This is a genomic window from Halothiobacillus diazotrophicus (genome assembly GCF_001663815.1).
GTDB lineage: Bacteria > Pseudomonadota > Gammaproteobacteria > Halothiobacillales > Halothiobacillaceae > Halothiobacillus > Halothiobacillus diazotrophicus.
The window spans coordinates 1,138,515-1,152,611 of record NZ_CP016027.1 but is presented as its reverse complement, the minus strand read 5'-3'; the positions used below and the strand labels follow the sequence as shown (position 1 = coordinate 1,152,611).

11 protein-coding genes are annotated in these 14,097 nt (G+C 60.9%); 9 read left to right on the top strand and 2 right to left on the bottom strand.

Going from position 1 to position 14,097, the window contains the following annotated elements:
* Positions 1-325: 325 nt before the first annotated feature.
* The 5 genes from A9404_RS05105 to A9404_RS05085 are packed head-to-tail and all read left to right on the top strand — an operon-like array spanning position 326 to position 7,054.
* Entirely contained in the window at positions 326-1,282 is a 957-nt protein-coding gene (locus A9404_RS05105) for a chemotaxis protein (protein ID WP_066102835.1), read from the top strand.
* A 2-nt stretch (positions 1,283-1,284) separates the two neighbouring features.
* Positions 1,285-2,085 (top strand): CheR family methyltransferase, encoded by an 801-nt coding sequence (locus A9404_RS05100; RefSeq protein WP_066099198.1) that lies wholly within the window; start codon positions 1,285-1,287, stop codon positions 2,083-2,085.
* A gap of 60 nt (positions 2,086-2,145) precedes the next feature.
* Positions 2,146-4,653 (top strand): DNA internalization-related competence protein ComEC/Rec2, encoded by a 2,508-nt coding sequence (locus tag A9404_RS05095; RefSeq protein WP_066099197.1) that lies wholly within the window; start codon positions 2,146-2,148, stop codon positions 4,651-4,653.
* Between the two features lie 56 nt (positions 4,654-4,709).
* The gene (locus A9404_RS05090; RefSeq protein WP_066099196.1) at positions 4,710-6,107 is read left to right on the top strand and encodes a sensor histidine kinase; all 1,398 of its coding nucleotides are present in this window, start codon (positions 4,710-4,712) and stop codon (positions 6,105-6,107) included.
* Positions 6,108-6,130: 23 nt separating this feature from the next.
* The gene (locus A9404_RS05085; RefSeq protein WP_066099195.1) at positions 6,131-7,054 is read left to right on the top strand and encodes a response regulator; all 924 of its coding nucleotides are present in this window, start codon (positions 6,131-6,133) and stop codon (positions 7,052-7,054) included.
* Between the two features lie 5 nt (positions 7,055-7,059).
* On the opposite strand, the gene A9404_RS05080 is transcribed toward A9404_RS05085, so the two are convergent.
* Positions 7,060-8,115 (bottom strand): CobW family GTP-binding protein, encoded by a 1,056-nt coding sequence (locus A9404_RS05080; protein ID WP_066099194.1) that lies wholly within the window; start codon positions 8,113-8,115, stop codon positions 7,060-7,062.
* Between the two features lies 1 nt (position 8,116).
* Positions 8,117-9,532, bottom strand: coding sequence for an oxygen-independent coproporphyrinogen III oxidase (gene hemN / locus A9404_RS05075; protein ID WP_066099193.1), 1,416 nt, complete (start codon positions 9,530-9,532; stop codon positions 8,117-8,119).
* A gap of 141 nt (positions 9,533-9,673) precedes the next feature.
* Between hemN and A9404_RS05070 the strand changes: the two genes are divergently transcribed.
* Genes A9404_RS05070 through A9404_RS05055 form a run of 4 tightly spaced genes read left to right on the top strand, consistent with a single transcriptional unit; the run spans position 9,674 to position 14,065 of the window.
* Complete coding sequence (locus A9404_RS05070) at positions 9,674-10,288, top strand: trimeric intracellular cation channel family protein (RefSeq protein WP_082922750.1); 615 nt, start codon at positions 9,674-9,676, stop codon at positions 10,286-10,288.
* Between the two features lie 36 nt (positions 10,289-10,324).
* Entirely contained in the window at positions 10,325-11,254 is a 930-nt protein-coding gene (locus A9404_RS05065; protein ID WP_066099192.1) for an ABC transporter ATP-binding protein, read from the top strand.
* Positions 11,251-12,072, top strand: a complete 822-nt coding sequence (locus A9404_RS05060) for an ABC transporter permease (protein ID WP_197490439.1) — start codon at positions 11,251-11,253, stop codon at positions 12,070-12,072. The genes A9404_RS05065 and A9404_RS05060 overlap by 4 nt, the downstream gene beginning before the upstream one ends.
* Positions 12,073-12,076: 4 nt before the next feature.
* Positions 12,077-14,065 (top strand): peptidase U32 family protein, encoded by a 1,989-nt coding sequence (locus A9404_RS05055; protein WP_066099191.1) that lies wholly within the window; start codon positions 12,077-12,079, stop codon positions 14,063-14,065.
* The last annotated feature ends 32 nt before the right edge of the window (positions 14,066-14,097 follow it).

The window sequence follows — 14,097 nt, the reverse complement described above, 5'->3', positions numbered from 1 at the left end:
TGCGGGGCCTTTGTTACATTATTCTGACAGTTGCCTTGTTGCGGTTTGTGTACAAACGCCTGCAGTGCACAACCCGTGGGCGCATTTTGTGTCAATATCCGTTATGATTTTCATATGCATTTGTTGCCGAGGCGCGCATCTATCTGATTGACTTGCAAAAATGCAAGTGCTATTGCTAGTGCTGAGCGTGGGTGCGACATGCGCCTTTGGGGTGCGGATGAGGCGTTTAGACATGATGCGTACTCGGCGGTTCTAAAGATTGCCGAAATCGCGCCGATAAACGGATCTGTTCGCAAGAGTCACACTATCAAGGTTGAGTACCGTCGTGAAAAAAGATGTCATCTCTTCGGTGGATTCCCGTACGCGTCTGGCCGGACACAATCGCCTCGAGCTGTTGGTGTTCGGCTTGGGCGATGACCAACTGTTCGGGATCAACGTATTCAAGGTGCGAGAAGTGATCCGCTGCCCGAAGCTGACCGATGTGCCCAAGGCCACGTCGGCGGTTCGCGGCATCGCGGATGTGCGCGGCCATACCATTACGATCATCGACCTCGCCGATGCCATCGGTGCGACGCGCATGTCCCTTGAGGCCATTTCCGACGCCTTCGTCATCATCACCGAGTACAACCGGGCCGTGCAGGGGTTCTTGGTGAACTCGGTCGATCGGATCGTGAACCTTTCCTGGAAAGAGATCATGCCGCCGCCGACGGGCACCAATACCTCGAATTTCCTGACGGCCGTGGCACGCGTTGATGGCGCTCTCGTGGAAATCATCGACGTCGAGCAGATCTTCTCCAAGGTGGTGGGCGTCAAGGAAGATATCTCCGCCGATGTGCTTCATGAGGTGCAGGGCATGGCCCAGCCGGGGAGTATTGCGCTCGTGGTCGACGATTCCCTTGTCGCGCGTAATCAAGTACGCAACACCTTGCGACAAATGGGTATCGAGTCGGTACTGGCCTCGAATGGTAAGGAGGCATATAGCCTTTTGCGTCGCTGGGCCGATAGCTCGCCGGAACAGTTGAATCGCTTGGCCATGATCATTTCGGATATCGAAATGCCCATCATGGATGGGTATGCGTTGACAACCCAGATTCGCCGCGATACGCGATTGAAAGGTTTGTACGTGATTCTTCACTCCTCATTGAGCGGCGGGTTCAATGAGTCGATGATCAAACGGGTGGGGGCCGACCAGTTCATTGCGAAGTTTCACCCCGACGAGCTAGCGCACGTCATCGCCGAAGCCCTGAAAAACAGACCGATGCATCTGGCTGAATCGGTGTAAGGATGCGGCCGGAGCAATATCAGCAGTTCTGTGAGCTGCTTGAACGTCAGAGTGGAATTTTGCTGGGCGCGGATAAGCGCTATCTCGTGGAGACGCGCCTGGGGCGGGTGTTGCGGGAACAGCAGTTGGCGACCATGGATGAGCTGGTAGACCGGCTGTTCAAGCGACACGATCCAGCCTTGCTGAAGTCTGTCATCGAAGCCATGACCACCAATGAAACCCTCTGGTTCCGTGACGAGTATCCCTTCCAGGCATTGAAAAACGTCCTGTTCCCCGAAATTCCCGCACACAAGCGGACCGTGCGTATCTGGTCCGCCGCCTGTTCCTCGGGGCAGGAACCGTATTCGATCAGCATGATCGTCAGTGAGGTCAATCCGCCGTTTTCCGTGGAAATCGTCGGTACCGATCTGTCATCGCGCGTGCTGGAGCAGGCCAAATCGGGGATCTATGACGAACTCTCCCTGGGGCGCGGTCTGTCCGAATCTCGGCGGCGCCAATTCTTCGATCCGGTGGACAAGGGGTGGCAGGTGAAGCCGGAACTCCGGCGCAGGGTTCGTTTTCAGGTGGCCAATCTTCTGGATTCCGTCAGTGGCCTCGGACGTTTCGACATCATCTTTTGCCGAAATGTCCTGATCTATTTTTCTCGCGAGACCAAATCGAAAATCATCAATCGCCTTGCGGATGCCCTCGTGCCGAATGGCTGTCTGATTCTCGGGGCTTCCGAGTCCGTCCAGCAGTTGAGTGATCGGTTCGATGTCGAGCGTCTCACGGGTGGTGGCATGGTGTTTCGTCTGAAACGCTGACGCTTCTTTTGCGTTCCGCCGGCGGTGTCGGCAGGGCGCTTCTCAGGTTGTGAGGGTCGAATGGACGCCCGTACCAACACAACGATGATCTCATCTTCCGATCGTACCTTTTCCGGTCGTACCTTGGGCGTGGTTTGGCTGCTGGCCTGGGTGGTCGGCGCCCTCATGGCCTGGGTGCTGCCTTGGGGCAGGGTGGCTGGTACCTGGCCCCAGCCGAGTCGCTGGCTGCTCAATTGCGTGGCGGATGCGGTCGATGCGCTGTCTCGAATACCCTGGATGACCGAGCCTTGGCTGTCGTGGATCGGTTTGGTCGGGGTCGGTGTGCTCGTCGTTCGGGTCAATCGCCGTCCCCGGGCTTTCCCCCGTTTCCGCGTACTGATCGTGCTGTTTGCCGTGATATCTGGCGTCTGGTGGACGCTGGCCAGTATCAGTACGTTCTTGCGCGCCCAGCCTGCTGAATTCGCAGCACCACTGACGTGTCGGTTGTCGGTGGGGCTTACTGACCTGCCGAAGCCCGGCGCTCGGGTTCAGCGATTGCGGGGGCGTATTCAGGCCGTTTCCGACCGCGCCGACGAACCGAGCTGTTCCGTGTTTCATGTCGGTCAGCAACTGCTCATCCGGGATTATGCGCGTCACCCGCCAGACTATGTCGCAGGGCAGGTCTGGACCTTTGAGCTGCGCCTGAAGCCGCCTCATGGGGGTTTGAATCCGGGGGGCTTCGATTACGAACGATGGCTGTTTGCCCACCATATCGTGGCAACGGCCAGTGTTCGCGGAACCCCCGTCCTCATCGATCCTGTTGGCAATGGTTTGTTGTTGCGCCTGGCCGCCCTGCGTGCAGAGCTCAGAGCCAGCATGTTGCGGGTTTCGGCGGCGGATCCGGAGGTCGGCGAGGGTGGACCGGGCCGAGGTCTGTTGCTGGGGTTGACGATCGGCGACGGCGATTACTTGCCTCCGAGTGATTGGGATGCCCTGCTCGCGACGGGAACGAATCATCTATTGGCGATTTCCGGTCTGCACGTCGGTATGGTCGCGGGCCTTTTTGCCTGGTTTCTGGGAGGGCTTTGGTCTCGGACCCGTTGGTGCGAGGCTCTGCCGGCGCGCCGTATAGCAGCCTATGGCGCGGTGATTGCTGCCTGGGGCTATGCCTTGTTGGCGGGGATGTCGGTGCCGACCGAGCGGGCGGCATTGATGATGACCATTCTGCTGGCCGGTGTCTTGTTGGGCCGTTCCTGGCGATTGCTGGATCTGTGGTTGGTCGCGCTGCTGGCGGTGCTCCTGCTGGACCCGTTCGCGCCTTTGACGGCTGGATTCTGGCTTTCGTTCGGTGCTGTGCTCGTCATGGTGCTTTGGTTGCAGTACCATGCGGTGCTCACGTTCTGGCGCGATGCGATGCGTTTGCAGGTCGTGCTGACCCTGGCGCTCCTGCCGGCGGTCTGGCTGATGTTCGATCGGATTGCCTGGTCCTCCCTGCCGGCCAATCTCCTGGCCGTGCCCCTGGTGACACTGGTCATCACGCCGCTGGCCCTGTTGATCGGACTGCTGTCCCTGTGGGCGACGCCCGTTGCCCATGCTCTGTTCATCGTGCTCGATTGGCTGGCCCAGGGGTTGTTCGATGTGTTGCACGTTCTGGCCCGGTGGGCGCCGGACAGTCAACTGGCAGCACCGCCCGTCTGGACAATCCTGCTCGCTTTCCTTGGCATGGCCTGGTTGCTGATGCCTCGGGGTTGGCCCAGGCGTTATCTGGGGGTTCTGTTGTGTCTGCCCGCCGTGGTCTATCGGCCGCCGGGCGTACCGATCGGCATCGTCGACGTTCATGTGCTCGATGTGGGGCAGGGACTTTCCGTCATTCTGCGAACCGCTGACCATGCCATGCTGTACGATACCGGCCCCGCCTACCTGTCGAGCGATGCGGGTGCCCGTACCGTGATCCCCGCATTACGTGCCCTGGGCGTGGACCGACTGGACCGGATCGTGATCAGCCACCATGCGCGTGATCATGCCGGTGGGCTGGGCAGTGTGCTCGCCCGGTATCCGGAGACGCCCGTTATTTCCGGCGAGCCGCTGACCAGCGTTTCCTCGGAGCCTTGTCGGGATGGTTCGGGTTGGGTCTGGGACGGCGTGCGTTTCGAGCTGTTTCACGCCCGGGGCATGTCCAGCGACAATGATCGATCCTGTGTGCTTCGGGTGACGGATCGCTCGGGCAGTCTGTTGCTGACCGGGGATATCGAAAAGCGGGCGGAGACGGATCTGTTGATGCGCCATGATCTGTCTGCCGATTGGCTGTACGTGCCGCACCATGGGTCGAAAACCTCGTCGTCGCCGGAGTTTCTGGCTGCCGTGCACCCGCGGGCGGCCGTGGTCAGCGCCGGGTTGTTCAATCCGTTTCACCATCCTAATCGCTCGGTGATGACGCGCTATCGGCAGGCGGGGATACCTGTGCTCAATACGGCCCATGCGGGCGAAATTCACCTTGTAGCGGGCACGATCGGCGGCTATCGGTCGCAAGTCTGGCCCTACGTCTGGCGGCGCGATATGGCTTTGGCGGGGTCGGGGACCGATCATTAAGCTGTCATATTGGGACTCTACATTAGAAGATCGCTAAGTCCTGTGAGTGATCCACGATGTCGTCGCCTCTACGAGCCCTGCTCGAATCCGTACCCCCGCTGTCAGCCGATCTGCCGCTCAATGAAGTGACGGATCGATTCCAGCAGGGCGGGTTCGAGCGCATGCTTTCCCTGGCGGTCGTCGACGAGAAGAATCAGCCGATCGGACTGATCAGTCGCCATGCACTGATGGAACTCCTGCTGAACAAGTATTCGCGGGATCTGTTCGGCAAACGGCCGATCCGCTTCTTCATGAATGCTACGCCGGTGGTCGTGTCGCTGTCGGATGCGGTGACCGAGGTCATTTCCACGGTCACGAGCCAGATTCGCATTCCGATCGTCGAGGATTTCATCTTTACCGAGTCCGATGGGACCTATGCGGGATTGGGCTCGGTGGCCGACGTGCTGAAAATGGTGGAGCAGCGGCTCGGTCAGCGTAATCAGGCGCTGGCAAAGGCCAACCAGGAGATCAAGGCATCGCAGGCGCATCTGATCCAGTCCGAGAAAATGGCCGCCTTGGGGCAGATGGTGGCCGGCGTTGCCCATGAGATCAACACGCCCCTCGGTTACGTCGGCAATAACGTGCAGATGGCCCAGGAGATGCTCGTCCAGATCCAGGATCTGATGCAGGAATACGAACATCTGTTCGATGGCCTGGTCAATCAAACGGCCGAGCCGCAGGAAATTGAGGCGCGGATCCAGTCGATCGCATCGATGCGGGAAGATTTCGACGTGGTCTCGGATCTTGCCGATCTGAACGAATTATTCCAGGACACCCGGTTCGGATTGAAGCAGATCGGCGAGATCGTCCAGAGTCTCAAGAATTTCGCCCGGGTGGATCGAGCATCCACCGATCGGGTGAATCTGATCGAGAACATCGAAACGGCCCTGACGGTTGGTCAACACCACCTGAAGAACAAGGTGACCATCGAAAAGCGATTCGAACCGATTCCGGATGTGCCGTGCGCGCCTTCCCAGATCAATCAGGTGCTGCTGAACATCCTCACGAACGCGGCCCATGCCATCAATCACGATCGTGGTCGGCTACTGATCCGCACCTACGTGCGCGGCCCCTTCGCCTGCATCAGCATCGAGGATAACGGCAGTGGGATTTCCGATGAGCACGTGGCACGGATTTTCGAGCCTTTCTACACCACGAAGAAAGTCGGCGAGGGGACAGGCCTGGGCCTGTCGATCAGCTACCGGATCATCAAGGATCATGGTGGCGATATCCGCCTGGCCACCAAGGTCGGTGTCGGGACCCGGTTCGAGATCTGTCTGCCGATCGAAGGGCCTTCAGCAACGAATACGGCGAGGGACGATGCCCAGGATGCCGAGCCGTCAGCCACCGCAGGGATGCGCTCAACCCATCATGACGATTTGCCCGAGAACACCATCATGGTCGGTTCCATCTAGGCGCTGTTGTCGAGGAGTACATCATGAGCGAACTGTTCACCAAACCTACTTTGCTGCTGGTCGACGATGAGGCACGCATCACCCGCTCCCTGAAGATGTTGTTCCGGGGCGAGTTCGAGGTCCTGACGACCGACAACGGGCACGAAGCCATCGAGATGGCGCGACAACAGACCATCTCGGTGGTGATTTCCGACCAGCGGATGCCGATCATGAGCGGTGTGGATGTGTTGCGCGGCATCCGTGACGTGTCACCGAACACCATGCGCCTCCTGCTGACCGGGTATGCCGATCTGGCTGCGGTGATCGGTTCGGTCAACGAAGGCGAAATTTTCCGTTTTCTGCAGAAACCCTGGGATGTCGAACAGATTCGCGCCGACGTACGGGCTGCGGCCCAGGCGGCGGAGATCAGTTTTGCGGCGGCACGCCACCAGCAGTCACAGCCTGCGCCGGATCCCGAGAAATCGCGGCCGGGCATTCTCCTGCTGGATCGCGATCCCGCCGCTCATGAACTCGTTCGGCGGGCCACGCCGCCGGGTAATGCCCTCTATTGGGCGCGCAATCTCGACGAGGCGACGGAATTGTTGGCGCAGCAGGACATCGGGGTCATGGTGGCCGACGTGATGGACGGTCAGGCCAGCCATGTCGGCGCGATCAAGGCACTCAAGCAGACGCATCCAGGACTTGTTACCATCGTGTTGACGCAATTACGCGACTACGAACTGCTGGTCGAGCTGATCAATCAGGGCCAAGTGTTCCGGTTCCATCCGAAACCGGGCCATATCGGCACCTTCACCAAGAACATGCAGTCGGCGCTGGATTACCACCAGGTACTGCAACTCAAGCCGGAAACGCAGAAGCGACATGCGGTGGCCAAGTCGGCCAAGCCCCTGCTGACGGGATTGTCCGATCGCGTCATGGGCTATTTCCGGCGCATGGGCGTCAACTGAGCCGATCAAACCGCCGGCGCAGACTCCAAGGCTTTGGTCGCATTGGCGAGTTTATCCACCACGGACGACTCCCCGATGGCGATGATCCTGCTGCGGTGATCCGGGGTTGGCCAGTCGGCGAGCGTGATCGTGGGATGCACCCGATGCTGCACGATCTGCATCAACTGGGGTTCTGGCTTCTCCGTCGTCCGGACCAAGGCTTTCAGTCGTAACAGGCGCTCGTTGGCATGGGTCTGTACGAAGGCCCACCATGCCGCCAATTTTTCCGAAGCAACCGGTTGGTCTGACACCCAGCTGAAACTCGTCATCGCATCCGCGTCCGCGTGCGGCGTTTCCCCCGCTTCCGGGATTCTCACGGGATGGATTTTCCGGATGCGTAGTCCCGTCGTGTCGTCCACCTGATTCAAAGGTTGGGCGTCGCCCATTGTGACAGCCGTTAGCGCGGAAAACAGTCGATTGCGTGCGACCTCGTCAATCGGCGGCAGGCTGATCGGCAGCATGGCGGCCGACGGATTCCTGGTTCGGATTTCCCCTATCAAGCTGTCTATGGCCGCGGTGCCGGTTTCGTCCGCCTTGGTGATCAGGACGAGATCGGCAAACGCGACTTGCCGCCGCGCTTCGGCAAAGCGCTTGAGGGTGGCTTCGCCCTGACCGGCATCCACCGTCGTGACGACGCCCTGCCATTGATAATGGCGCGCCAGTGGGTCATTGGCGGCCAGGGTGTTGATGATCGGGGCGGGATCGGCCAGTCCGGTGGTTTCGATCAGCACGCGATCGAACTGCCGTTGCCCGCCGCGGGCGAAACGCCAGCGCGCATCCAGCAGGGTTTTCTGCAGGTCGCCACGTACCGTGCAGCACAGGCAGCCGCCGGGCAATTCGACGACGGTTTGATCCGCGCTGTGTGCCACCAGCAGGTGATCGAGGGCGACGTCGCCGAATTCGTTGACGATGATGAGGCTGCGGGCGAACGCCGGCTGCTTGACCCAAGCATTCAACAGGGTGGTCTTGCCGCTACCCAGAAACCCCGTCAGCAGGGTGACGGGGATGCGTGCCGCGGTCATCTCAGATGACGCGCGAGAAGCGCTGCAGGCCTTCGGGGTTCAGGTATTCGTCGAAGGCCATGCAGATGTTGCGGATCAGCAGCCGACCCCGGGGCAGAACCTCGATGCGGTTCGGGCTCAGCCGCACCAGACCGTCGTCCGCCATCGGCAGCAACTGCGCCAGTGCCGTGGCGAAATGGCTGGGTACGTCAATGCCGAAGCGTTGGGTCACGGCGTCGAAATCCAGTTGGAAATGACTGATCAGCGAGACGATGACGAAACGGCGGATATGATCTTCGGGCGTCAGCACATAGCCGCGCTCGATGGGCAGCCGCCCGGCGCTGACGGCCTCGTGGTAGACCTCGAGATCCTTGGTGTTCTGGCTGAAGGCGTCGCCGACCTGGCTGATGGCGGAAACGCCCACGGCAACCATGTCGCACTCGGCATGGGTGGAGTAGCCCTGGAAATTGCGATGCAGGGTGCCGTTGCGCTGGGCGATTGCCAGGGGATCGTCGGGGCGGGCGAAATGGTCCATCCCGATCAGGACGTACCCCGCCTCTTGCAGGCGTTCGATGCTGCCGCCGAGGATGGCGAGCTTTTCTGCGGCGGAGGGCAGATCCTCGGTATTGATCCGGCGCTGCGGCTTGAAGCGGGTCGGCAGGTGGGCATAGTTGAAAATCGACAGGCGGTCCGGGGCCATGTCGATCACCGTGTCCAGGGTCCGCAGGAAGGAATCGCGGCTCTGGAAGGGCAGGCCGTAGATCAGGTCGAGACTGACGCCGTGGAAGGCTTCGGCACGTGCCGCATCCACCACGGCACGCGTTTCGGCCAGACTCTGGATGCGATTGACGGCCTTTTGTACCGTCGGATCGAAATCCTGAACGCCGAGACTGATGCGGTTGAAGCCCAGTTCGCGCAGGACGGCGATCGTGTGGGCATCGGCTTCCCGGGGATCGATCTCGATGGAGTATTCGCCCGTGTCGTCGGTCTTCAGTTCGAAATGCCGGCCGGTGGCCTGCATGATCGCCCGCATCTGTTCTTCGGACAGGAAGGTGGGCGTGCCGCCGCCCCAGTGCAGTTGGTCGACAGGACGACCGGCATCGAACAGGGGCGCCTGCAGCGCGAGTTCGCGAATGACGTCGTCGACATAGGGCTGAGCACGGCTGCGATCCTTGGTCACGACCTTGTTGCAGGCGCAGTAGTAGCAGACCGTGTCGCAGAAGGGGACGTGCAGATAGAGCGACAGCGGCCCCCCGACGGCGTTGGAGCGCCGGGCGGCGGCCCGATACTGCGCTTCGCCGAATTCGTCGTGGAACTGGACTGCCGTCGGGTAGGAGGTATAGCGCGGGCCGGACTTGTCGTAGCGGCGGATCAGGTCGGGATCGAACAGCCTGGCATCGGCGGGGCGGGTTGGCGTCGGGGTATCGGCGGTGCTCATGGGCATTCTCGTAAAAACATCGTCCGGGGCGAACGCCGGCTCCATGTTCGGTCGTACATTCGCATACAATAGCAGACTCACTTTTTTCCTTCGCCCGAGTTTTTTACTCGGATTTGCCCATTTCTCATAAGGATCCGAGCCTTGATCATCGCGGATATGCTGCGCGGCCTCGATTTTTTCGGCACGGTGGTGTTCGCCATCAGTGGTGCGCTTGTTGCGGCGCGCAAGTCCATGGACTGGATGGGGTTTTCCATCCTGGCGACGGTGACGGGCATCGGCGGCGGCACCCTGCGCGATCTGCTGCTGGGCCGACCGGTGTTCTGGATCGTGCACTGGGAGTACATCGTCATCTGCGTAGTCACGGCGCTGGCGACGTTCTATCTGCTGCGTCACGTGCATCGCCGGCTGAGCTGGCTGCTCTGGGCCGATGCCGTGGGACTGGCTGCCTTCAGCGTGCTTGGGGTTCAGATCGCCCTGACGAGCGGGACGAGCCCGTTCATCGCGATCATCATGGGCATGATGACGGCCGCGTTCGGCGGGTTAATCCGCGATGTACTGGCGGGCGAGCCGCCGCTGCTGCTGCACCGGGAAATCTATGCCAGCGCGGCGCTGATCGGCGGCGTGGTCTATGTTTTGTTGGCCGTCGTGCTGCATCAGCCGATCTGGGCCCTGATCGTCGGATTCGTCGCCGCACTGATCATCCGTGGGTTGGGGATCGTCTACCATTGGCACCTGCCTGCCGCCCGTGCTTCCTGAGCCGGGTCGTTCCATTCAAACAAGAGCCGAATATTCATGACGCCTGCCGTTGAAATTCATAACCTGTTCAAAACCTACGATAGTGGTGCCGAAGCATTGAAGGGCATCGATCTTGTCATCCAGCCCGGCGATTTCTTCGCCCTGCTGGGCCCCAACGGGGCCGGGAAATCGACAACGATCGGCGTGCTGTCGTCCCTCGTGAACAAGTCCCGGGGCGTGGTGCGCGTCTTTGGTCGCGATCTCGATACGGATCGTGCCTGGGTCAAGTCGCAGATCGGCATCGTGCCGCAGGAATTCAACTTCAACCAGTTCGAACCCGTTGAGGAAGTGGTGATCAACCAGGGCGGGTTTTACGGCATGACGCGCAAGGCGGCCCGGTCGCGCAGCGACCATCTGCTGAAGGAACTCGGTCTGTGGGAAAAGCGCAAATCCATGTCTCGGCAGTTGTCCGGCGGCATGAAGCGCCGCCTGATGATTGCGCGGGCCCTGGTGCACGAGCCGCGTCTGCTGATTCTCGACGAACCGACGGCGGGTGTGGACATCGAATTGCGCCGCGGCATGTGGCAGTTCCTGACCGAGATCAACAAGGCCGGTACCACGATCATCCTGACGACCCATTATCTCGAGGAGGCGGAGCAGCTCTGCCGCAACATCGCCATCATCAACGAGGGGCGGATCATCGAAAACACCAACATGCGGGATCTGCTGGATAACCTTTCCCAGGAAACCTTCGTGCTGTACTGCGACCAGACCGTCGAATCGTTGCCGGCCCTGCCGGCCATCAGCGCCCGCCTGACGGAGGCGGACGTGATCGAGGTGGATCTGGCCAAGGAGCAATCGCTGTCGGAGGTCTTCGACGTGCTGCGGGGCCATGGCATCAACGTGGCGCGGATGAAGAACAAGACCAACCGGCTGGAAGAGCTCTTCCTGAAACTGGTGCAAAGCAGCAACGAGGCCGAGCAATGAGTACTCATATCGAACACACCACGCCCAGCGACGCCCAGAACGGCCTGAGCCTGCGGCAGACCTTCAATGCCTTCTACACCCTGCTGGTTCGGGAAGTGCTGCGCTTCGGAAGGATCTGGGTGCAGACCATCCTGCCGCCGATGATCATGACTTCCCTGTATTTCATCGTGTTCGGCCACCTGATCGGCCCGCGCGTCGGGGAAATCGACGGCGTGCCCTACATCAACTATCTGGTGCCGGGCCTGATCCTGATGTCGGTGATCACCCAGAGCTACGCGAACGTCGTATCGTCGTTCTACGGTGCTAAGTTCGCCCGCCATATCGAGGAACTGCTGGTGTCGCCCATGCCCCATTGGCTGATCATCGTCGGCTATCTGGCGGGCGGCATGGCACGTGGATTGGCGGTTGGCGCCGCCGTGACGGTGGTGGCCGTGTTCTTCGCCGAGTTGAACGTGCATAGCCTGCTGGCACTGCTTGGGGTGGCGATGCTGACCTCCATGCTCTTCGCGCTGGGCGGGTTGATCAACGCCATCTACGCCAACAGCTTCGACCATATCTCGATCGTGCCCACCTTCGTGCTGACGCCGCTGACTTATCTCGGCGGGGTGTTCTACTCGATCCACATGCTGCCGCCGTTCTGGCAGAGCGTGTCGATGTTCAATCCGGTGCTCTACATCATCAACGGCTTCCGTTACGCCATGCTCGGCATTTCCGACGTGCCGATCTACACGACTTACCTGATCCTGATCGTCAGCATCGTGCTGCTGTTCGCGTTCACGCTGCGGCTGTTCCATCGCGGCATCGGGATGCGCGGGTAGGATCATGGGGCCGAACCAACTGGAACTACTTGCCCCGGCCCGCGATGCCGATATCGGGATCGAGGCCATCAATCACGGCGCCGATGCGGTGTATATCGGCGGTCCCGGTTTCGGCGCACGCAAGAGTGCCGACAACGACGTGGCAGATATCGCCCGGCTGGTCGATTATGCGCACCGTTTCCATGCGCGGATCCATGTCACGCTCAACACCATCCTGCGCGACGACGAGCTGGAACCGGCACGCAAGCTCGCCTACCAGCTCTACGAGGTCGGCGTCGATTCGCTGATCATCCAGGACATGGGGTTGCTGGAACTCGACCTGCCGCCGATCCAACTGCATGCCAGCACCCAGTGCGACATCCGCACGCCGGTCAAGGCGCGCTTTCTCCAGGATGCGGGGTTGTCGCAACTCGTTCTGGCCCGGGAGCTGACCCTGGAACAGATCCGGGCCGTGCGGGCGGCGACCACCGTCCCGCTGGAATTCTTCATCCATGGCGCACTTTGCGTCGCCTATTCGGGGCAGTGCTTCATTTCCGAGGCGCACACCGGGCGCAGCGCCAACCGGGGCGAGTGCAACCAGGCCTGCCGCCTGCCGTACGAGGTCCGGGATGCTCAGGGCCGGATCATCGCCCACGACAAGCACGTGCTATCGATGAAGGACAACGATCAGAGCGCCAATCTGGCTGCACTGATCGAGGCCGGCATCCAGAGCTTCAAGATCGAAGGCCGATACAAGGACATGGGCTACGTGAAGAACATCACCGCCCATTACCGTCAGTTGCTGGATGGCATTCTCGAGCAGCGCCCCGAGTTGAGTCGCACGTCCAGCGGGCACAGTACGTTCAACTTCACGCCCGATCCGGCGCAGAACTTCAACCGCGACGCCACCGATTACTTCGTGCAGGGGCGCCAGATCGACATCGGCGCCTTCGACTCGCCCAAGAACCCCGGTCGCCATATTGGCTGGGTGACCAAGATCAACAAGGACTCGGTCGAAATCGAAACCGATGCCGATACGTCGCTCAACAACGGCGATGGCCTGTGCTACTTCGACCTGCACAAGGAACTCGTCGGCATGGCGATCAATACCGCCGAAAAGCTGAGCCCCGTGAATGGCGCGGGCCGCTGGCGCGTCGTGCCGAAGGATCCGATTGCCGAACTGCGTCACCTGAAAGTCGGTACCGAACTCAACCGCAACCGCGACATGAATTGGCAACGGCTCATGGACAAGAAATCCGCCGAGCGCCGCATCGACGTTCGGTTGCGACTGGCAGACACCCCTGATGGCCTGGCGCTGACCCTGACCGACGAGGACGGCTGCACGGCGACGGTACCGCTCGCCATGGCCAAGGAACCGGCCAAGGACGCCGCGCGCGCCGAAGCCAGCCTGCGGGAGAACCTGGGCAAGCTCGGTACGACGATCTTTACGCCCGTCGACATCGACCTGAACCTGTCCCAGCCCTGGTTCGTCCCGGCTTCGGTCGTCAACAACCTGCGCCGTGCCGGCATCGAGGCCCTTGAAACCGCCCGGGCAGAAGCCCTGCAACGCCTGCCGCGCGCGGTGCCGGTCGAACCACCGGTGCCGTACCCCGAGGAAACCCTCAGCTACCTTGCCAACGTCTTCAACCACAAGGCGCGCGATTTTTACGCGAAACACGGCGTGAAGCTGATCGATGCGGCCTTCGAGGCTCATGAGGAAGCGGGCGAGGTGAGTCTGATGATCACCAAGCACTGCGTGCGCTTCTCGTTGAGCCTCTGTCCCAAGCAGACGCGGGGCGTGACCGGCGTGCACGGGACGATCAAGGCCGAACCCCTCGAACTCGTCAATGGCAGCGAACGGTTGAAGCTGGTGTTCGACTGCAAACCCTGCGAGATGCATGTGGTCGGCAAGCTCAAGCGCGGGGTGGCGCAGGCGCGCGCGAAGGCCCTTGAACAGACGATGCAAAGCGAGGTTCAGGCTGTGCCGATCACGTTTTATCGGGCGAAACCCTGAGAAGGCCACGTCCAGGCAGGAAACACGGCTAG

Coding starts and splice junctions, on each gene's coding strand:
- A9404_RS05100 (WP_066099198.1), top strand. CDS start 1,285: ATGCGGCCGGAGCAATATCAGCAGTTCTGTGAGCTGCTTGAACGTCAG.
- A9404_RS05095 (WP_066099197.1), top strand. CDS start 2,146: ATGGACGCCCGTACCAACACAACGATGATCTCATCTTCCGATCGTACC.
- A9404_RS05090 (WP_066099196.1), top strand. CDS start 4,710: ATGTCGTCGCCTCTACGAGCCCTGCTCGAATCCGTACCCCCGCTGTCA.
- A9404_RS05085 (WP_066099195.1), top strand. CDS start 6,131: ATGAGCGAACTGTTCACCAAACCTACTTTGCTGCTGGTCGACGATGAG.
- A9404_RS05080 (WP_066099194.1), bottom strand. CDS start 8,115: ATGACCGCGGCACGCATCCCCGTCACCCTGCTGACGGGGTTTCTGGGT.
- hemN (WP_066099193.1), bottom strand. CDS start 9,532: ATGAGCACCGCCGATACCCCGACGCCAACCCGCCCCGCCGATGCCAGG.
- A9404_RS05065 (WP_066099192.1), top strand. CDS start 10,325: ATGACGCCTGCCGTTGAAATTCATAACCTGTTCAAAACCTACGATAGT.
- A9404_RS05060 (WP_197490439.1), top strand. CDS start 11,251: ATGAGTACTCATATCGAACACACCACGCCCAGCGACGCCCAGAACGGC.
- A9404_RS05055 (WP_066099191.1), top strand. CDS start 12,077: ATGGGGCCGAACCAACTGGAACTACTTGCCCCGGCCCGCGATGCCGAT.